This is a genomic window from Bacillus sp. PK5-006, from assembly GCF_054161415.1.
Window position 1 is genome coordinate 3,611,932 of the sequence record NZ_CP096414.1, and the last position, 19,259, is coordinate 3,631,190.

Sequence of the window (19,259 nt, forward strand, 5' to 3'; positions counted from 1 at the left end):
AGCTAGGAAACTGCGTCAAACTTTTTTAGCTTTGATGATATAGTAGCCCTTTTTTTTCAGCACAACCTCGACTTCTCCAAAGAGCTGCTCTAATTTTTCAATCGCAGATGGTCCACCTTGCTTTTTCTGAATAACCACCCACAACTCACCTTCCGGCAATAAATGATCAGCACTTTTTTCAAAGATCGCATGTACAACTTTCTTCCCTGCCCGTATTGGGGGATTGGTCAGTATAGAGGCAAAAGCAGCTGAGGAATGAACATTCGAGAACAAATCACTTTGATATATGCGAACATTATCAATGCGATTATGTTTAGCGTTTTCCTTTGAAAGTTCGACTGCTCTTTCGTTCACATCAATCATATGAATGGTACGGCTAGTCATTTCGTTTGCTAACGATAAGCCGATCGGTCCATAACCGCAACCGACATCTAAGACATCGCCATCCAAGTCAGGTTCTTCGAAAGCTTCAATTAAAAGCCTTGAACCAAAGTCGACTTCTTTCTTAGAAAACACTCCACTGTCACTTGTAAAAGTAAAGGTACGGTTTCTCAAGGTGAAGTCCCATGTCTGTTTATTGCTTTTCACTGATGGCTTTTCCGTATAATAGTGGTCACTCATGGTGAATGGACCTCCTCTGGATTCAATCGTTTCAGGAGATTAGAAAAGAAAAAGCCCGCCAGTAAAAGCGAGCTTTCCCAAAAGATTAGGCGAAGATTACTTAACTTCTACAGAAGCGCCAACTTCTTCAAGCTTAGCTTTAAGTTCTTCAGCTTCTTCTTTAGCAATACCTTCTTTAAGTGGTTTTGGAGTGTTGTCAACAAGTTCTTTAGCTTCTTTCAAGCCAAGACCAGTGATTTCACGAACCACTTTGATAACTTTGATTTTTTGGTCTCCAGCACCAGCAAGTACTAGATCAAAATCAGTTTTTTCTTCAGCAGCAGCACCGCCACCAGCAGCTACAGCTACAGGAGCAGCAGCAGTTACGCCAAATTCTTCTTCGATTGCTTTTACTAAGTCGTTTAACTCAAGTACAGTTGCTTCTTTAACTGAAGCAATGATTTCTTCGATATTTAAAGCCATTTGTAATTCCTCCATTTTAAGTTTTTTTACGTAAACGTAAAGTACGCATTAAGCGCCTTGTTCTTCTTTTTGATCTGCAACTGCTTTAGTAGCAAGAGCAAGATTACGAACTGGAGCTTGAAGAACGCTAAGCAACATAGAAAGTAAGCCTTCGCGAGACGGAAGTTCCGCAAGAGCCTTCACTTCTTCTACAGTCGCTACGTTTCCTTCGATGACACCAGCCTTGATTTCTAAAGCTTCGTGGCTTTTCGCAAATTCGTTGATGATTTTCGCAGGTGCGATAACATCTTCGTTACTGAATGCGATAGCGTTTGGACCTGTTAAGAAATCGTTTAAACCCGTTAGTTCAACTTGTTCAACTGCACGGCGAGTCAAAGTGTTTTTGTAAACTTTGAATTCTACGCCAGCTTCACGAAGCTGTTTACGAAGTTCAGTCACTTCAGAAACTGAAAGACCGCGGTAATCTACAATGACAGTAGACATACTATCTTTAAATTTAGAAGTAATTTCATCAACGACAACTTTTTTAGTATCGATTGCATTGCTCATGGTTACACCTCCTGTACATTCTTTGTGTAACACTTATACCGATCAGGCCATCACGTTCCTAACGAACGGTTCTCCATATAAAAAGCCTCCATTAAGACATGGAGGCTGTATATACAAGCATACGTTAACGTAAGACTGTGACATATACACCTCGGCGGGTTAATTAAGCCATAAGGCCCCTGCTGTCTACGGTATAAATGGACATTATTCTATTTTACAACATTTTGATATTATCAAAATGGTTGTCATAAGTCAAGAATTATTTTGCAGAGAAAGAAGATGGATCCACTTTCACGCCAGGGCCCATAGTAGATGTAACAGAAACGTTTTTCACGTATACACCTTTAGCCGCTGCAGGTTTTGCTTTAAGGATTGTGTCATAGATTGTTGCAAAGTTCTCAACAAGCTTTTCGTCCTCGAAAGAAACCTTTCCGATTGGCGCGTGGATGTTACCAGCTTTATCAACGCGGTATTCTACTTTACCAGCTTTGATTTCATTGATTGCTTTTTCAACTTCGAACGTTACAGTTCCTGTTTTAGGGTTTGGCATAAGACCTTTTGGTCCAAGTACACGACCGATCTTACCCACTTCACCCATCATGTCAGGTGTCGCAACGATTACATCGAATTCGAACCAGCCTTGTTGGATTTTAGTGATGTAATCAGAATCTCCAACGTAGTCTGCTCCAGCAGCTTCTGCTTCTTTTGCTTTTTCGCCTTTAGCGAACACAAGAACGCGTTGAGTTTTACCAGTTCCGTTAGGAAGTACAACTGCACCGCGGATTTGTTGATCGTTTTTACGAGGGTCTACGCCCAAACGAAAAGCAACTTCTACAGTCGCATCAAATTTAGCTGTATTTGCTTTTTTTGTAAGAGAAACAGCTTCAGCTACATCATACGCTTTTGTACGATCGATCAGCTTAGCAGCTTCTACATACTTTTTACCTTTTTTAGCCATTATAAAAATCCTCCTTATGTGGTTTTAGCGGAATAACCTCCCACGAATAAGGGTTGCGAACTTGTCAAAACCAAACTCGCAACCCAACAAGACAAAAAATTAATCTTCGATGACAATACCCATACTGCGTGCAGTACCTTCAACCATGCGCATAGCTGATTCAACGCTAGCAGCGTTTAAGTCAGGCATTTTTGTTTCCGCGATTTCGCGTACTTTATCACGCTTAACAGTTGCCACTTTATTACGGTTAGGTTCACCAGAACCAGACTCAATACCAGCTGCTTTTTTAAGTAAAACTGCAGCAGGTGGAGTTTTAGTAATAAATGTAAATGAACGGTCTTCAAAAACCGAAATTTCAACAGGAATGATAAGACCAGCTTGGTCAGCTGTACGAGCGTTAAACTCCTTACAGAATCCCATGATATTAACACCGGCTTGACCTAGTGCAGGTCCAACTGGTGGAGCTGGGTTAGCTTTTCCAGCAGGAATTTGCAATTTAACAACTTTAACTACTTTTTTAGCCACGAGACACACCTCCTTAAAGTCCGTGATGTGGTAATAGGGGAATCCCCCTCCCACTCAACAACTTCATTCTTTATATGAATGACGAAATAACTAGCTAGCGATCTTGAGTGAACTCAAGACGTACCTTTGCTATATTACCACTTCTATACACTCATTTCAAGCTCTTTTAAATTACAATTTATCGATCTGTGTGAACTCAAGTTCAACAGGTGTTTCTCTACCAAACATATTAACGAATACTTTGACTTTGCTTTTATCGTAATCAATTTCTTCAATCGATCCAGTGAAGTTAGCAAATGGTCCATCGATGACCTTAACTGTTTCTTTCAGTTCAAAGTCGATTTCTGTTTTGCGTTCTTCAAGTCCCATTCTCTTCAGAATGGTTTCGGCTTCGCCTGGCAGCAGTGCAGTCGGCTTTGAGCCTGATCCAGCTGATCCAACGAATCCAGTGACACCTGGTGTATTACGAACAACATACCAAGAGTCGTCAGTCATCACGATTTCCACTAGGACATAGCCAGGGAATACTTTCTTTTTGACGACTTTTTTCTTACCATTTTTAATATCCGTTTCTTCTTCTTCTGGTACGACGACGCGGAAGATTTTATCCTGCATGCCCATTGATTCAACACGCTTTTCCAAATTCGCTTTTACTTTGTTTTCATAGCCAGAGTACGTATGCACAACATACCAATTCTTTTCCATTTTCGTTCAGGACTATTTAGTCCTTCCCTCCCCACATTTCATAATGTCTATTTGACGAATCTCGAGTAACGGTAAATATTTTCAAGCAATTGAAAAAACCCGTAAAACGGGTTTTTTGGCAAGTCATATTATGATCTATTATAGCACGTTCAGCAGACCATTATTCAAGTATTAATGAATTAATTCGATTAATTGTGAGATTCCTATATCAAGAAAAGAGAAAAAGATGGCAAAGAATACGACTGTTAAAATAACAGTGATTGTGTAGCGGACCATTTCGTTCTTCTTTGGCCAGCTGACCTTTTTCATTTCTTTTCCGACACTTTTTAAGAAACTGATAATACGCATGTAAAAGACCTCCACAGATTAAAGAACGCAAATCTTACTTCGTTTCTAAATGTGTTTTATGTGAATTACAAGTCTTGCAATATTTCTTAACTTCTAATCTTTCAGCTGCTGAAGCAACACTTTTCATTGTCGTATAATTGCGGCTTCCGCAGTCTTTACAGGCTAGAGTAATCTTTTTCCTCATATTTACACCTATTTTCTCGACATCATTTCATTAGTACCTTATCACAGTGTCGAAAAAGCTGTCAATATAGGTTTGATTAGAGACTAATCTCGCGAAGCTCTAAATATTTCTCTAATTTTCTCTTTACTCTTTGGAGTGCGTTATCAATTGATTTCACATGACGGTTTAAATCTTCCGAAATCTCCTGATAGGATCTGCCATCAAGATACAGCACAAGTACCTTTCTTTCCAGCTCGCTTAGCAGTTCACCCATCTTCATTTCGATATCATCAAATTCTTCTTTGCTAATGATTAAGTCTTCTGGGTTAAGCGCTTTAGCACCGGAAATGACATCCAATAATGTTCTGTCCGATTCTTCATCGTAGATCGGCTTGTCTAATGATACATAGGAATTTAACGGGATATGTTTTTGGCGAGTAGCTGTTTTAATTGCGGTGATAATTTGGCGGGTAATACATAATTCTGCAAAAGCCTTAAATGAAGTAAGCTTGTCCTCTCTGAAATCGCGGATAGACTTATAAAGTCCGATCATTCCCTCTTGGACAATGTCCTCTCGATCCGCTCCTATCAAGAAATAAGATCTTGCTTTCGCACGTACAAAATTGCGGTATTTCGTTATTAAATAATCTAGCGCATCACTATCTCCGACATGAACCCTTTCAATGACTTGTTCATCTTCCAACTGGCAAAATTGCTCTCTGATGGACTTACCCTTGCTGTTGTTTAGATTCACTTCGATCCCCCCGACCGCACCTAGATAGAAATATTATACATTAATGGTTGAAATATCGTCAAGCTATTCCAGATTCCCGCGCCGCCATTTTTCAAACGTTTTCAATACATCTTCTGACAATTCAATCTTAGATGCCGGTTTATCAGAAGTAATCTTTTTGACCCTCGTTTCAATCTTTCGTTCTATCACTTCAATCTCTCTTAAAAGCTCACGAGCCGACTTCCGAAGAGCTCCTTGTCCAAAAATAGCCCATTGTTCCGTAAAATCTGAGGTTGCCACATGAATTTGCGTCCGGATATTATTCAAATCCTGCGCCAGCTTTTCAATCCGCTCATCCGCCGTTTCATTCTCTCTCGTAAAGATGACCTCTACTCGGTGGTTAGTCCGCTTTTTTTCAATTCCTTTGACCATATGGGCATCGAATACGACAATGACTCGATACCCTGTGTAGGCTTGATATTCTGCTAAATGTTGAATCAGCACGTCTCTGGCTTCTTCAAAGCTGTTTTCCTTTAAGTGCTGCAGCTGAGGCCATGCACCTATCATGTTGTATCCATCGACTAAGAGGATATCCATCTCTATTCTCCTAACGGATAACGTTTTCGATACACTTCATACATCAATAGACCAGCCGCAACTGATGCGTTTAACGAAGTAACCTTCCCGGCCATAGGCAGTTTAATCAGAAAATCACACTTTTCTTTAATCAATCGGCCAATTCCTTTTCCTTCACTGCCAATCACAAGAGCCAGCGGCATTGTGCCATCAAATTGTCTGTAATCCTGTTTAGCAGACGCATCTGTTCCCGCAACCCAGATTCCTCTTTCTTTCATTTCATCAAGGGCTCTTGAAAGATTGGTCACTTTTGCAACAGGAATATGCTCAATTGCTCCAGTGGATGCCTTAGCAACTGTTGTTGTTAGACCGACCGCTCTCCTTTTCGGAATGACAATCCCATGTGCACCTACAGCATCTGCCGTACGCATAATAGATCCTAAATTATGCGGGTCTTCAATTTCATCTAAAATCAGAAAGAAAGGCTGTTCATTCCGCTTTTCAGCGATTTGATACAGATCGTCCAATTCTGCATATTCATATGCTGCTACTTGTGCAACGATTCCCTGGTGCTGACCTGTAACCATTTGATCAAGCTTTTTCCTCGGAACATACTGAATGGTGATATTTTGCTTTTTAGCGAGTTCAATGACCTGCTGGGCTTGTCCTTTTACAGTGTTTTCCGCCATCCAGAGCTTGTATAACTCCCGATCTGACTTCAGTGTCTCAATCACTGCATTTTTCCCAATGACATAATCATGTTGCTGACTCATTTGTCTTCCTCCCTGACGTTCCGATTTCAATCGCCTGACCAATCAGCTCTTCTAAGCGTTCGTCCTGCTTTTCGATAAATAAATATCCCATAAGCGCTTCAAACGCTGTACTATAACGATACGTTTGAACGTCTGTGTTTTTAGGCACTGTGCCTGATTTTGCGTTTCTTCCTCTTTTCAGCACCGCTTCTTCTGCTTCAGTGAAAAAGCCTTGCTGCTGAAGCGTAAATAAAATAGCAGCCTGTGATTTAGCTGAAACAATTTTGCTTGCTCGTTTGTGCAGCTCATTTGGTTTTGTCGCCCCCGTTTGGAGGAGGTGATGCCTCACATATACTTCAAAAATGGCATCACCCATATAAGCCAGCGCAAGTCCGTTCAGCTGTTTACCGTCTTTCAGCTTTTCAAAATTCAACATTGCCTATTCTCCTCTTTTCCAGCGAGTACCTTGAGGAGTGTCCTCCAACACAATATTCATGTTCTTTAATTGATCACGAATTTGATCAGATAGGGCAAAGTCACGATTTCTTCTAGCTTCATTGCGTTTTTCAATTAACGCTTCTACCTCTTCATCAAGCGTGTGCTTTTCTTCTAATGAGAAGCCGAGAACAGACGTAATTTCTTGGAACAAGCCGATAAATGCCTTGATCACTTCCTCCGAAGTATGATCATTTTCCATATAATAATTCGCCTGTTTCGCTAATTCGAATAAAACAGAGATCGCATTTGCCGTATTGAAGTCATCATTCATTTCAGAAATAAATGTCGCACGCTGCTCTTCAATTTTTTCCAGCCATTCCGCATTGTCTTCCGTGATATTCGTACTGCTCTCAAGACGGTGATGTAAATTCGCATACGATGTCTTGAGTCGGTTAAACGCACTCTTTGTACTTTCTAATAAATCCATTGAGTAGTTAATTGGGTGGCGATAGTGAACCGACAACATAAAGAAGCGGAGCACATCAGGATCTTGTTCTTTCACAATGTCATGCACGAGCACAAAGTTGCCAAGTGATTTTGACATTTTCTCATTATCGATATTAATATACCCGTTATGCATCCAATATTTCGCAAAAGGCTTCCCTGTCAAAGCCTCAGATTGGGCAATTTCATTCTCATGGTGAGGGAATGTTAAATCCTGTCCGCCAGCATGAATGTCGATCGTATCACCTAAATATTTTTTGACCATTGCCGAGCATTCGATGTGCCAGCCTGGGCGTCCTTTGCCCCACGGGCTATCCCAAGAGATTTCCTGATCCTTTGCAGCCTTCCAAAGGGCAAAGTCCAGCGCATCTCGTTTCTTTTCACCTACACGAATACGAGCACCTGTCTTCAGTTCATCAATTGATTGGTGAGAAAGCTTTCCATAACCTTCAAATGAGCGTGTGCTGTAATACACGTCACCATCTGCTTCATAGGCGTAGCCTTTTTCAATCAATGTCGCAATAAACGCAATGATATCATCCATGTTTTCCGTCACTCGCGGGTGAAGGTCTGCTTTTTTGCAGCCGAGCGCACTGACGTCTTCAAAGTAGGCTTGGATAAAACGATCAGCAATTGTCGGCACATCTTCTCCGAGTTCATTGGCTGCCTTGATGAGTTTATCATCCACATCTGTAAAGTTTGATACAAAGTTCACATCGTAACCGCTGTATTCTAAATACTTACGTACAGTGTCATAAACAATAGCAGGTCTAGCATTTCCGATATGAATGTAGTTATAAACGGTTGGTCCGCACACATACATCTTGACCTTTCCTGGCTCAAGCGGGACAAATTCTTCCTTCTTACGTGTCAATGTATTATAAATATTGATTGTCATGATTGTTCTTCCTTTCTGCTCAATGAAGCCAGCTCACCTTTTAGCTTTTCCATTTCTCGTTCCAATTCTTTAAAACGATCGGAAACTGGATCTGGCAAATCTTGATGGTTGAGATCACGATTGATTTTCTTTCCATTTTGAACGACCACTCGCCCAGGTATACCTACAACAGTGGAATGGTCTGGGACGTCTTTTAACACGACCGACCCTGCACCAATCTTGGACCCTTTTCCAACCGTGATAGAACCAAGCACCTTGGCACCTGTCGCAATGAGGGCATCATCTAAAATGGTCGGATGCCGCTTTCCCTTTTCTTTCCCTGTTCCCCCTAATGTCACGCCTTGGAAAACAGTGACGTTGTCTCCAATTTCACATGTTTCCCCGATCACGACGCCCATGCCGTGATCAATGAAGAACCGCCTGCCAATGGTTGCCGCCGGATGAATTTCCACCCCTGTGAAAAAGCGGCTGACCTGAGAAATGATCCGCGCAATAAAATACAGCTTCCGCTTATAAAATGCGTGCGCAATACGGTGAGCCCAAATCGCATGAAGCCCTGAATAGGTTAGCACTACTTCAATATAGCTTCTAGCAGCAGGATCTTGATCAAACACAGTATCAATATCTTCTTTCAGCATTTTGAAAAACACATGCTCCCCCCGTTCTTCCCCATGAATCTCTCTTAGGACTTGCTCTCTTTTTTTGGACAAATAAAAAACGCCTCTGCCAAATGACAGAGACGTTTTGAAAACGCGGTTCCACTCTGTTTAGAAAGCTACTTATCTTTCAGCCTTCTCAACTTAATCCCATAACGGAGGGTACCGCCCTTGCATACTAACGTACGTGTTCCTCAAGGGTCTTGAGGGTGCATTTCCAATGTCTGCCCATAAGTCTCTTTCAGCCGGTGGAGACTCTTTCTGTGATGGACGAGTACATTGTACTTCTCCCTCGCAACGATTTCCTTATATTTGTTTAATGCGGTTTAATACCGTTTCTTTACCTAGTAATTCAATACTTTGTGGAAGTTCTGGGCCATGCGTTTGTCCTGTGACAGCCACACGAATCGGCATGAATAGTTTCTTGCCTTTATGCCCTGTTTCTTTTTGTACCGCTTTAATGGCAGCCTTGATTTCATCAGGTGTGAAAGACTCAAGCTGTTCAAGCTGACGTGCAAAAGATGCCATCACTTCTGGTACTTGCTCCTCTGCTAGAACTTCCTTTGCCTCTTGATTATACTCAATTTGCTCCTTAAAGAACAACTCTGTTAACTCAACAATTTCTGCTCCGTAGCTTAATTGTTCGTGATACAGAGAAATAAGCTTGCGTACCCACGTGTTTTCTTCTTCAGTCAGCTGCTCACTTACCTTGCCTGCTTTCTGAAGATGCGGAAGTGTTAGTGCCACAACCTGATCAAGATCAAGTGCTTTCACGTATTGGTTGTTCACCCATTTTAGTTTATGCATATCGAATAGAGCTGGTGACTTAGAAAGTCGGTTTACATCGAAAATGTCGATGAATTGCTCTTTTGTAAACAGCTCTTCTTCGCCTACTGGAGACCATCCAAGTAATGCAATGAAGTTAAACAGGGCTTCAGGTAAATAGCCTAAATTCTTATATTGCTCGATGAATTGAATAATTGATTCATCACGTTTACTTAATTTCTTGCGGTTCTCGTTCACAATCAACGTCATATGTCCGAATAGCGGAACATCCCAGCCAAATGCATGAAAAATCATGATTTGTTTAGGGGTATTTGAAATATGATCTTCTCCGCGAAGAACGTGAGTCATTTTCATCAAATGATCATCCACGGCTACGGCAAAGTTATAAGTTGGCGTGCCATCTTTTTTCACAATAACAAAGTCACCAATGCCGTCTGTTTCAAATGAAATTTCACCTTTGACCATGTCGTCAAATTTGATGATTTCTCCTTTTGGCACTCGGAAGCGGATGCTTGGCTCTCTTCCTTCAGCAATCAGTTTGTCCTCTTCTTCTTTTGATAAATGACTGCATTTACCAGAATATCGAGGCATTTCACTGCGGGCGATTTGTGCTTCACGCTCTGCCTCTAGCTCTTCTGCCGTACAATAGCACTTATACGCCAAGTCCTTCTCTAACAGCTCATCATAATATTTTTTGTAAATATCATTACGTTCTGATTGTCTATAAGGACCGTAACCGCCATCTTTATCAATGCTCTCATCCCAATCAATACCGAGCCATTGCAGGTGGCGAAGCTGGCTTTCCTCCCCGCCTTCTACATTACGCTTTTGATCCGTATCCTCGATTCGAATAATAAATTTGCCGCCTTGGCTGCGTGCGAACAAATAGTTGAAAAGAGCCGTTCTAGCATTCCCAATATGTAAATGACCAGTTGGACTCGGTGCATAACGAACACGCACTTCATTTCCCATGAGTTTAACTTCCTTTCATCTGCATCATGTTGTCTGACACCAATTTTTTATAAACGTATTTTATCATCAAAACCTATTCTCATCAAAATGGATTTTACTTTTTCTGAAGAAGCACTGTTGCCTGAGAGGCAATTCCTTCTCCTCTTCCTGTAAATCCGAGTTTCTCTGTCGTTGTTGCTTTGACATTCACCTGTGTGACATCTGCCTCAAGCGCTTCTGCAATTTTCTCACACATTGGTTGTATGTAAGGTGCCATTTTTGGCTTTTGCGCCATGATGGTGCAGTCAATATTCACAAGAGTGTAGCCCTTTTCTTTCACAAGTGCCCACACATGCTGCAATAATTTAAAAGAATCTGCATCCTTAAACTCAGGATCTGTGTCTGGGAAATGTCTGCCGATATCTCCTTCAGCAATCGCACCCAGGCATGCATCTGCCACTGTGTGAAGCAGTACGTCAGCATCTGAATGCCCTAGCAGTCCCTTTTCATAAGGGATGGCGACCCCGCCGATAATTAGAGGTCTTCCCTCTGTTAATTGATGTACATCAAAACCTTGTCCTATTCTCAACATGATCTAGTACCCTCTTTCCGCATCCATAATTGCCTTGGCAACCAATAAATCATCCGGTGTTGTCAGCTTAATATTGGTATAGTCTCCTTGGACAATATACACATTCTCACCTTGTAATTGTTCAACAAGACTGGCGTCGTCTGTTCCAAGGAAGCCTGTCCGCTCCGCATATTCATGCGCCTCTTTTAAAATAGAATGACGAAAAGCTTGTGGGGTCTGGACTGCCCACAAGCTCTGACGTTCAATGGTTTGTTCCACTTTGCCTTCTTGAACGCGTTTGATTGTGTCTTTCACTGGTACCGCTACAACTGCGGAGCCTTTTTCAATCGCCGCTTTAACGAGCAAGTCAATCTGTGTATGCTTAATAAAAGGCCTTGCCCCATCATGAACAAGCACGATGTCCGCATCTTTCACAGCCTTTAATCCTTCGTATACACTTTGCTGACGTTCTTCACCGCCAGTGACAAGTGAAACAGGCGTTTGAAAAGCGTGTACCTTGAGTAGCCTTTCAAAGTCTTGACGCTCCTCTTCATTGATCGCTAGGATCATTCGTTTGCATTGTGCATGAGCGTCAAACACCTTTAGTGTATGAATGATGACCGGCATTCTTTTCAGCTCAATAAAAAGCTTATTGCGGCCGGCCTTCATTCGTTTCCCCTGCCCCGCAGCCGGAATAACTACTTCATAATACATGTTCGTTCTCCCTTTAGAGCGCCTTCTCCAGAAGTTTTGGCTTCGCAAAAATCATTCTTCCAGCAGCAGTCTGCAACACACTTGTGACGAGCACGTCAATGTCTTTTCCAATGTAATTGCGTCCTTCCTCGACCACAATCATCGTCCCGTCATCTAAGTAAGCAACACCTTGGTTATGCTCTTTCCCATCTTTGATGACCTGTACCTTCATTTCTTCCCCAGGCAGTACAACCGGCTTAACGGCATTGGCTAGATCATTGATGTTTAACACTGCTACTTTTTGAAGTTCGCATACTTTATTTAAATTAAAATCATTGGTCACAACAACACCTGAAGTTAATTTCGCCAGCTTCACAAGCTTGCTATCAACCTCTTGAATGTCTTCGAAGTCACCTTCGTAAATTTCAACTTTGATATCCAATTCTTTTTGAATACGATTTAAAATATCAAGCCCTCTTCGGCCTCTATTTCTCTTTAATACATCTGAAGAGTCTGCAATATGCTGTAATTCCTCGAGTACAAATTGAGGAATGACCATGACACCTTCTAAGAATCCAGTTTGGCAAATATCTGCGATTCTTCCATCAATGATAACACTTGTGTCTAAAATTTTCAGCTTTTTATCTTCTATTTCAGGTTCATCATCAGCTGATCCTTTTTTCTTTGTGACCTTTGCAGATCGGGAGAACAGCCCTATCATTTCATCCTTCTTCTTAAAGCCTACCTGAAACCCAAGGTATCCTAAAAAGAAAGCCAGGAAAATCGGAATAATGGTACCAAAAATATGATATGGGATATTGTTTAGCGGGATCACGTTTACAATAAGATATGCTAGAATAAGTCCAAATACTAATCCGAAACTTCCAGATATAAGATCAGGAAGAGGCGCCTTCAATAGAGAATCCTCGATCCATTTCACCCAATTTACCACATAACCTGTGCACCATTTACCAATGATGAAGAACACAACGGCTCCTATTAGTGCTGAAGAGTAAGCATTTGTTATGAAAGGTATGTCCTTTACATTTAAAAGCAGAAATAACTCTGGAATGATAAAAATCCCCACAACTGCACCCAAAATGATAAAAAACGCCTGAACGATTCTTTTTAACATACCTTCACCTCCTTTATTTTTCATCTGTCAATCCACCTTCATCTGACATTGATATATGTTTAAGTTTCCTATCATGAGCAACAGAAAACAAAACCATCATTAATATACCCATATTCATCCATTTTTAACCGTAGTAGAAGAAAATTTCTCTTCTTAAAGCTGACGATCGATATAATGTTTTTCTTGTAACCTTTTTAATCCTTTTTTTATCTTTTTCGCTCTTACTTCTCCAATTCCTTCTACTTCATCCAATTCTTGTACATCTGCTTCCATAATTCGATCTAGCACACCGAATGCTTCAACCACATTTTCGACGATTGGCATTGGCAGTCTAGGGATTTTATGGAGCAATCTGTATCCTCTTGTGTACACATATTCGTCAATATTTGTAGAAGCTGGATATCCAAGTAACTTGTACAAAATGGAATCATCTAAAAGCTCAAAGCTCGACATATCTTGAAGTTGTTTAAGCAGCACATACGGATCTTTAATCTTTTCTTTCACGTAATCTTTAATAAATAAAGCCGCTTCCTGCTCCATATCTGTAATCAATTCATTGACCTGCAGACGGATCAAGTGTCCCTCTGTTCCAAGCTCTTTGATATACATATTGATTTCATTTTTGATTCTGAGTACCATTTCGTAGCGGTGCAGCACGGATAATACATCCCCAAAGGTCACAAGCTCTTCGAATTCTAGGGCGCTTAACGCAGAAATGGCATGATCTAAAATCGTTTTATATTTCTCAAGTGTTTGAATGGCTTGATTAGCCTTTGTTAAAATAAAGCCAATATCTTTCAGCGTATAACGACGATTCCCTTGGTATAAGGTAATGACGTTCCTCCGTTCAGAAATAGCAATAATTAAGCAGCCTGTCTGCTTTGCTACACGTTCAGCCGTCCGGTGCCTCATGCCTGTTTCCGATGAATGAATGGTTGCATCTGGCATCAGTTGTGTATTCGCATACAAGATTTTTTGACCAGAATCGCTAAGAATAATGGCCCCATCCATCTTCGCCAATTCATATAAATGTGCTGGGGAGAAGGCTGAATTAATGTGAAATCCTCCATCTACTACACTCTTTACTTTGTCATTATAACCAACAACAATGAGACCGCCAGTATTGGCTCTCAGGACGTTTTCAATCCCTGCCCGCAGAGGTGTTCCTGGTGCCACAAACTGTACAATATCTAAGAGATCGAGTTCTCTCGCTCCTTTTTTCTCTTTTTCCATTTCTATGATCCCCCTAGTGAAATTCGAAGTGCCTCCGCTACATTTTCTACACCAACTAACTCAATCCCTCTCGGCTTTTTCCATCCGTCTATATTCGCCTGAGGAATAAACATTCGCTTAAATCCTAGTTTTGCAGCTTCCTGCACTCGCTGTTCAATTCTTGATACTCTTCTGACTTCTCCCGTCAGACCGACCTCTCCTATAAAGCAATCCGCTTGATGCGGCGCTGCATCTTTAAAGCTTGATGCAATACTGACGGCAATAGCTAAGTCAATCGCCGGTTCGTCAAGCTTCACACCGCCTGCGACCTTTAAATAGGCATCTTGGTTTTGCAGCAGCAGCCCCACGCGTTTTTCTAAAACTGCCATGAGCAGCGATACTCGATTATGATCAAGGCCAGTGGCCATTCTTCGCGGATTCCCAAAGCTTGTCGGGGAAATTAATGCCTGTATCTCGACAAGTACGGGTCTTGTTCCTTCCATTGAGGCAACAACACACGAACCAGATACACCTGCCGACCGCTCTTCTAAAAAGATTTCTGATGGGTTTAATACTTCCGTGAGTCCTTCCTCTCTCATTTCAAAAATTCCCAATTCATTCGTTGAACCAAATCGGTTTTTGACCGCCCGTAAAATACGAAACGTATGATGACGCTCGCCTTCAAAATAAAGAACGGTGTCCACCATATGCTCTAAAAGGCGTGGACCTGCGATCGAGCCTTCTTTGGTCACGTGACCAACGATAAAAATAGGAATGCCATTTGTTTTGGCAATCTTCATCAGCTGTGCTGTACATTCCCTAACTTGAGATACAGAGCCGGGAGCTGACGTAATATCGCTTTGATAAACGGTTTGAATCGAATCCACCACAACAAAAGCAGGTTTCATCTCCTGTATAGCAGACGTTATATACTCCATATCGGTTTCAGCCAAAACATGTAAAGAGGCGCTTTCAATGCCAAGGCGGTCCGCCCTTAGCTTCGTTTGTTTAATGGACTCCTCACCAGATATGTATAACACATTCTGATTTTTGTCTGAGAGCTGCGCTGATACTTGTAATAACAATGTGGACTTCCCAATCCCGGGATCTCCGCCGATGAGAACAAGAGAACCTTTGACAATTCCACTTCCTAATACTCGGTTAAATTCTTCTAAATTTGTTTTAATTCGGGGTTCTTCGGATGTTTCAATTGCAGATATAGGTGAAGGTTTTTGAATGGTTTGAACAGAATGATTAAAAGCACTTCGACGGTTTGCCGGCTCTTTGCGAACGACCTCTTCTGTCATACTGTTCCACGTGCCGCAGCCTGGACATTTCCCCATCCATTTGGCTGACTCATAACCGCACGATTGGCATATAAATTTTGATTTTGTCTTAGCCATAGATTGAAGAATACAACTCCTTATACTGGTCAGAAAATAAGTAAAGGGAGGCATACACCTTGCTGGTATGCCTCACACTTTTTTCTTACTATATTAGTTCGTAGCAGCCGTCGCTTTTACGACAATTTCTCCATCTTCCACATCTAATACGATATGTTGACCTTTTTCAATATTCCCCTTCAGAAGCTCCTCAGAAAGTCGATCTTCTACATGCTTTTGAATCGCTCGTCTTAACGGACGCGCACCGTACTCAAGATCAACACCTTCGTCGGCAATCTTCGCTTTTGCTGCTTCCGTCAATTCAATTGATAGGTCTTGTTCTTTTAATCGTTTTGTCAATTGATCAGACATGAGAGACACGATCTCTTTGAGATGTTTCTTCTCAAGCGAGTGGAAGACAATGATTTCATCAATACGGTTGATAAACTCAGGTCTAAACGCACGTTTCAACTCGCCCATCACTTTGCCTTTCATATCCTTGTAATTTTGACCTTCATCCTGCACGTTAAAGCCAACATATTTATTGCGCTTCAGCTCACTAGCTCCAACGTTTGAAGTCATGATCAAAATCGTATTTCTAAAGTCAACGGTACGCCCTTTAGAATCAGTCAGACGACCATCTTCTAACACTTGCAGTAAGATATTAAATACATCTGGATGAGCCTTTTCAATCTCGTCTAAAAGAACGACAGAATAAGGTTTTCTTCTCACTTTTTCAGTCAGCTGTCCACCTTCATCATAACCCACATAGCCTGGAGGTGACCCAACAAGTCTGGATGTAGAGTGTTTCTCCATGTATTCAGACATATCAATACGGATCATTGCTTCTTCATCACCGAAAATAGACTCAGCGAGTGCTCTTGCAAGCTCCGTTTTACCAACCCCTGTTGGTCCTAAGAAGATAAAGGAGCCGATTGGACGTTTTGGATCTTTCAGGCCAGCACGTGCACGTCTCACCGCTTTCGCTACAGCGACAACGGCTTCATCCTGCCCGATCACACGAGAGTGGAGCAATTGTTCCATGTTCAGAAGCTTATCTGTCTCCGTTTGAGCAATTTTCGAAACAGGTACTCCCGTCCAGCTGGAAACAACCATTGCGATATCATCTACAGATACCTCTGAATTCTCTTGTCCCTGCTTTTCTTTCCATGATTTCTTTGTCACTTCTACTTTTTCACGCAAACGCTGTTCTGTATCGCGAAGAGAAGCTGCTTTTTCAAATTCTTGACTTTGAACTGCCGCATCCTTTTCCTTGCGTACTTCATCCAACTTTTGCTCTAACTCTTTTAGGTTAGGCGGTGTCGTGAACGAACGTAAACGGACTTTCGAACCTGCCTCATCAATTAAATCAATCGCCTTATCTGGAAGGAATCGGTCAGAAATATAACGGTCAGACAGCTTCACCGCCGCCTCAATCGCTTCATCTGTAATAGACACACGGTGATGTGCTTCATACCGGTCTCTAAGTCCTCTTAAGATTTGAATACTTTCATCAACAGACGGCTGATCTACTTGAATTGGCTGGAAACGTCGTTCAAGCGCAGCGTCCTTTTCAATGTATTTACGGTACTCATCTAACGTTGTCGCTCCAATACATTGAAGCTCACCACGTGCTAAGGATGGCTTCAAGATATTAGACGCATCAATCGCGCCCTCTGCTCCACCAGCACCAATGAGTGTATGAAGCTCGTCGATAAAGAGAATGATATTTCCTGCCTGGCGAATTTCGTCCATCACTTTTTTCAAACGATCCTCGAATTCACCACGATATTTCGTCCCAGCTACAACAGTTCCCATATCCAGTGTCATCACTCGTTTATCGCGCAGGATTTCAGGCACTTCGTTATGAATAATTTGCTGTGCAAGACCTTCTGCGATGGCTGTTTTACCAACACCAGGCTCACCAATCAGCACAGGGTTATTTTTTGTTCTTCTACTTAGGACCTCAATGACACGTTGAATTTCTTTGCTTCGGCCAATGACAGGGTCCAAGCTGTCCTCTTTTGCAATAGCTGTCAAATCTCTTGCCAAGCTATCTAGTGTTGGTGTATTTGCATTGCTATTAGAGCCTGCCGCAGATGCACCGGTTTCATTGCTTCCAAGCAGCTGCAGGACTTGCTGACGTGCTTTATTTAAGCTCACTCCGAGGTTATTTAATACACGGGCAGCGACTCCCTCTCCCTCACGAATAAGACCTAATAGAATATGTTCTGTCCCTACATAGGAATGACCTAGCTTTCTTGCTTCATCCATTGAAAGCTCAGTGACCTTCTTCGCTCTAGGCGTATAATGAGGAATAGCTTGAGACACCTCTTGCCCTCTTCCAATCAAGCTTTCGACTTCTTTTTGGATTTTATCTGAAACAAGGCCCAGTGCTTCTAACGCTTTAGCAGCGATGCCCTCACCTTCACGTACAAGGCCAAGTAAAATGTGCTCAGTACCTATGTTCTTATGGCCTAGGCGAATGGCTTCTTCTTGTGCAAGTGCTAATACCTTTTGAGCTCTTTCAGTGAATCTTCCAAACATCATATCGTTTCATCCTCCTGTCCATTCCTATGCATTTCTAAGCGCAGCCTTTCTCTAATAATCGCTGCTCGTTTTATATCTCGTTCATTTGGCTCTAAGGCTCCTCCTGAATATTGTTGAAGGAAGCCGGGCTGAGTCAAAATCATGAGTTCATTCAGTATATTACTTGAAAGCCCCTTAATGATACCTAAATCAATTCCAAGCCGCACATCTGACAAACACTTTGCTGTTTCCTTTGATTCAATCATACGACAATTGGCCAAAATCCCTAAGGAACGGTACACTCTGTCCTCAAGTTCAATTTTAGATGTTTGATATAAAGCTTTTCGTGCAGATCGCTCTTGTTCAATGAGCTGAGCGGTCACACTATTCAAGTCATCTACAATGTCTTCTTCTGATTGACCAAGTGTCATTTGATTTGATATTTGAAAGATGTTTCCTATTGCTTCGCTGCCCTCACCATAAATTCCTCTGACCACAAGACCTAATTGATTAATGGCCGGAATAATCCGATTCATTTGTCTTGTGAGCGCTAATGCTGGTAAATGCATCATGACCGAAGCCCTAATACCTGTACCTACATTGGTCGGACAGCTTGTTAAGTATCCTCGCTTTTCAGAAAACGCATAATCCACTTGCTCTTCAATCCAGTCATCTACCTGATTAGCCGCTTTTAGTGCATTGGCTAGCTGAAAACCTGGGAATAAGCATTGGATTCGAATATGGTCTTCTTCATTCAGCATCACACTGATTTCTTCATTTTCAGAAAGCAAACAGCCGCCAAATCTTGATTCAGCTAAATTGGGGCTAATCAAATGCTTTTCAACAAGTACCCTCTTTGCTAAAGGCTGCGTTTCATTCATTCGAATCAGAACAAAGTTTCCAATGTCCTTCACTTCCTGGCTAGCAAACTTTTGTTCGAATTGCTGGAGAACAGCTTCAGCTTCAGCTTGAGAAAACTGAGTTGGGAAACGAACATGCTCTAGATTGCGAGCTAGCCGGATACGACTGCTTAAAACAATGTCACTTTCTGGTCCTTTTTGTTTCATCCACTGACTTAGAGCGTCTTGAATAAAATGCTGGAGCGACATGTC

22 protein-coding genes and 2 other annotated features are annotated in these 19,259 nt (G+C 41.7%); all 22 genes read right to left on the reverse strand.

The genetic code is table 11. From position 1 onward, the window contains the following. Positions 1–15: 15 nt before the first annotated feature. Positions 16–621 carry a class I SAM-dependent methyltransferase gene (locus tag M1D84_RS18395; protein WP_024425591.1) on the reverse strand — a complete coding sequence of 202 codons (606 nt, stop codon included), beginning with the start codon at positions 619–621 and terminating at the stop codon, positions 16–18. Positions 622–717: 96 nt separating this feature from the next. Further along, positions 718–1,083 carry a 50S ribosomal protein L7/L12 gene (gene rplL, locus M1D84_RS18400; protein WP_008345418.1) on the reverse strand — a complete coding sequence of 122 codons (366 nt, stop codon included), beginning with the start codon at positions 1,081–1,083 and terminating at the stop codon, positions 718–720. Positions 1,084–1,131: 48 nt separating this feature from the next. Further along, the gene (gene rplJ / locus M1D84_RS18405) at positions 1,132–1,632 is read right to left on the reverse strand and encodes a 50S ribosomal protein L10 (protein WP_024425590.1); all 501 of its coding nucleotides are present in this window, start codon (positions 1,630–1,632) and stop codon (positions 1,132–1,134) included. A gap of 69 nt (positions 1,633–1,701) precedes the next feature. Continuing rightward, positions 1,702–1,842: a sequence feature (ribosomal protein L10 leader region), on the reverse strand. A 49-nt stretch (positions 1,843–1,891) separates the two neighbouring features. Then, positions 1,892–2,590: a 50S ribosomal protein L1 gene (rplA, locus tag M1D84_RS18410; RefSeq protein WP_017359164.1), complete on the reverse strand. Its 699-nt coding sequence runs from the start codon at positions 2,588–2,590 to the stop codon at positions 1,892–1,894. Positions 2,591–2,689: 99 nt separating this feature from the next. Continuing rightward, positions 2,690–3,115 (reverse strand): 50S ribosomal protein L11, encoded by a 426-nt coding sequence (gene rplK / locus M1D84_RS18415; protein ID WP_003216956.1) that lies wholly within the window; start codon positions 3,113–3,115, stop codon positions 2,690–2,692. 171 nt (positions 3,116–3,286) lie between these two features. Then, positions 3,287–3,820, reverse strand: coding sequence for a transcription termination/antitermination protein NusG (gene nusG, locus M1D84_RS18420; RefSeq protein WP_003217197.1), 534 nt, complete (start codon positions 3,818–3,820; stop codon positions 3,287–3,289). Between the two features lie 171 nt (positions 3,821–3,991). Next, positions 3,992–4,168 (reverse strand): preprotein translocase subunit SecE, encoded by a 177-nt coding sequence (gene secE / locus M1D84_RS18425; protein ID WP_008345422.1) that lies wholly within the window; start codon positions 4,166–4,168, stop codon positions 3,992–3,994. Between the two features lie 34 nt (positions 4,169–4,202). Continuing rightward, the gene (rpmG, locus tag M1D84_RS18430) at positions 4,203–4,352 is read right to left on the reverse strand and encodes a 50S ribosomal protein L33 (RefSeq protein ID WP_008356502.1); all 150 of its coding nucleotides are present in this window, start codon (positions 4,350–4,352) and stop codon (positions 4,203–4,205) included. Between the two features lie 76 nt (positions 4,353–4,428). Continuing rightward, positions 4,429–5,085 (reverse strand): RNA polymerase sporulation sigma factor SigH, encoded by a 657-nt coding sequence (gene sigH / locus M1D84_RS18435; protein ID WP_008345424.1) that lies wholly within the window; start codon positions 5,083–5,085, stop codon positions 4,429–4,431. Between the two features lie 63 nt (positions 5,086–5,148). Further along, the gene (gene rae1 / locus M1D84_RS18440; protein WP_024425589.1) at positions 5,149–5,661 is read right to left on the reverse strand and encodes a ribosome-dependent mRNA decay endonuclease Rae1/YacP; all 513 of its coding nucleotides are present in this window, start codon (positions 5,659–5,661) and stop codon (positions 5,149–5,151) included. 2 nt (positions 5,662–5,663) lie between these two features. Beyond that, entirely contained in the window at positions 5,664–6,413 is a 750-nt protein-coding gene (gene rlmB / locus M1D84_RS18445; protein ID WP_024425588.1) for a 23S rRNA (guanosine(2251)-2'-O)-methyltransferase RlmB, read from the reverse strand. Next, a complete protein-coding gene (locus M1D84_RS18450; RefSeq protein ID WP_024425587.1) occupies positions 6,397–6,828 on the reverse strand; it encodes a Mini-ribonuclease 3 in 432 nt (143 codons plus the stop codon). Before M1D84_RS18450 ends, rlmB begins: the two co-directional genes overlap by 17 nt. Before the next feature lie 3 nt (positions 6,829–6,831). Next, complete coding sequence (cysS, locus tag M1D84_RS18455) at positions 6,832–8,232, reverse strand: cysteine--tRNA ligase (RefSeq protein WP_024425865.1); 1,401 nt, start codon at positions 8,230–8,232, stop codon at positions 6,832–6,834. Beyond that, positions 8,229–8,882, reverse strand: coding sequence for a serine O-acetyltransferase (gene cysE, locus M1D84_RS18460; protein WP_024425585.1), 654 nt, complete (start codon positions 8,880–8,882; stop codon positions 8,229–8,231). The genes cysS and cysE overlap by 4 nt, the downstream gene beginning before the upstream one ends. 82 nt (positions 8,883–8,964) lie before the next feature. After that, positions 8,965–9,195: a binding site (T-box leader), on the reverse strand. Next, positions 9,195–10,646, reverse strand: coding sequence for a glutamate--tRNA ligase (gene gltX, locus M1D84_RS18465; RefSeq protein ID WP_133744999.1), 1,452 nt, complete (start codon positions 10,644–10,646; stop codon positions 9,195–9,197). It overlaps the preceding feature by 1 nt. A 94-nt stretch (positions 10,647–10,740) precedes the next feature. Continuing rightward, positions 10,741–11,217 (reverse strand): 2-C-methyl-D-erythritol 2,4-cyclodiphosphate synthase, encoded by a 477-nt coding sequence (ispF, locus tag M1D84_RS18470; RefSeq protein ID WP_103132747.1) that lies wholly within the window; start codon positions 11,215–11,217, stop codon positions 10,741–10,743. Positions 11,218–11,220: 3 nt separating this feature from the next. Further along, on the reverse strand, positions 11,221–11,910 hold the full coding sequence (ispD, locus tag M1D84_RS18475) for a 2-C-methyl-D-erythritol 4-phosphate cytidylyltransferase (protein ID WP_024425583.1): 690 nt from the start codon (positions 11,908–11,910) through the stop codon (positions 11,221–11,223). A 13-nt stretch (positions 11,911–11,923) separates the two neighbouring features. Continuing rightward, the gene (locus tag M1D84_RS18480) at positions 11,924–13,024 is read right to left on the reverse strand and encodes a PIN/TRAM domain-containing protein (protein ID WP_103132748.1); all 1,101 of its coding nucleotides are present in this window, start codon (positions 13,022–13,024) and stop codon (positions 11,924–11,926) included. 153 nt (positions 13,025–13,177) lie between these two features. Next, on the reverse strand, positions 13,178–14,257 hold the full coding sequence (gene disA, locus M1D84_RS18485; RefSeq protein ID WP_024425581.1) for a DNA integrity scanning diadenylate cyclase DisA: 1,080 nt from the start codon (positions 14,255–14,257) through the stop codon (positions 13,178–13,180). 2 nt (positions 14,258–14,259) lie between these two features. Then, positions 14,260–15,639 carry a DNA repair protein RadA gene (radA, locus tag M1D84_RS18490; protein WP_025092231.1) on the reverse strand — a complete coding sequence of 460 codons (1,380 nt, stop codon included), beginning with the start codon at positions 15,637–15,639 and terminating at the stop codon, positions 14,260–14,262. Positions 15,640–15,732: 93 nt separating this feature from the next. After that, entirely contained in the window at positions 15,733–18,168 is a 2,436-nt protein-coding gene (gene clpC / locus M1D84_RS18495) for an ATP-dependent protease ATP-binding subunit ClpC (protein ID WP_048240170.1), read from the reverse strand. After that, positions 18,165–19,256, reverse strand: a complete 1,092-nt coding sequence (locus M1D84_RS18500; protein WP_024425579.1) for a protein arginine kinase — start codon at positions 19,254–19,256, stop codon at positions 18,165–18,167. Before M1D84_RS18500 ends, clpC begins: the two co-directional genes overlap by 4 nt. Positions 19,257–19,259: the final 3 nt, after the last annotated feature.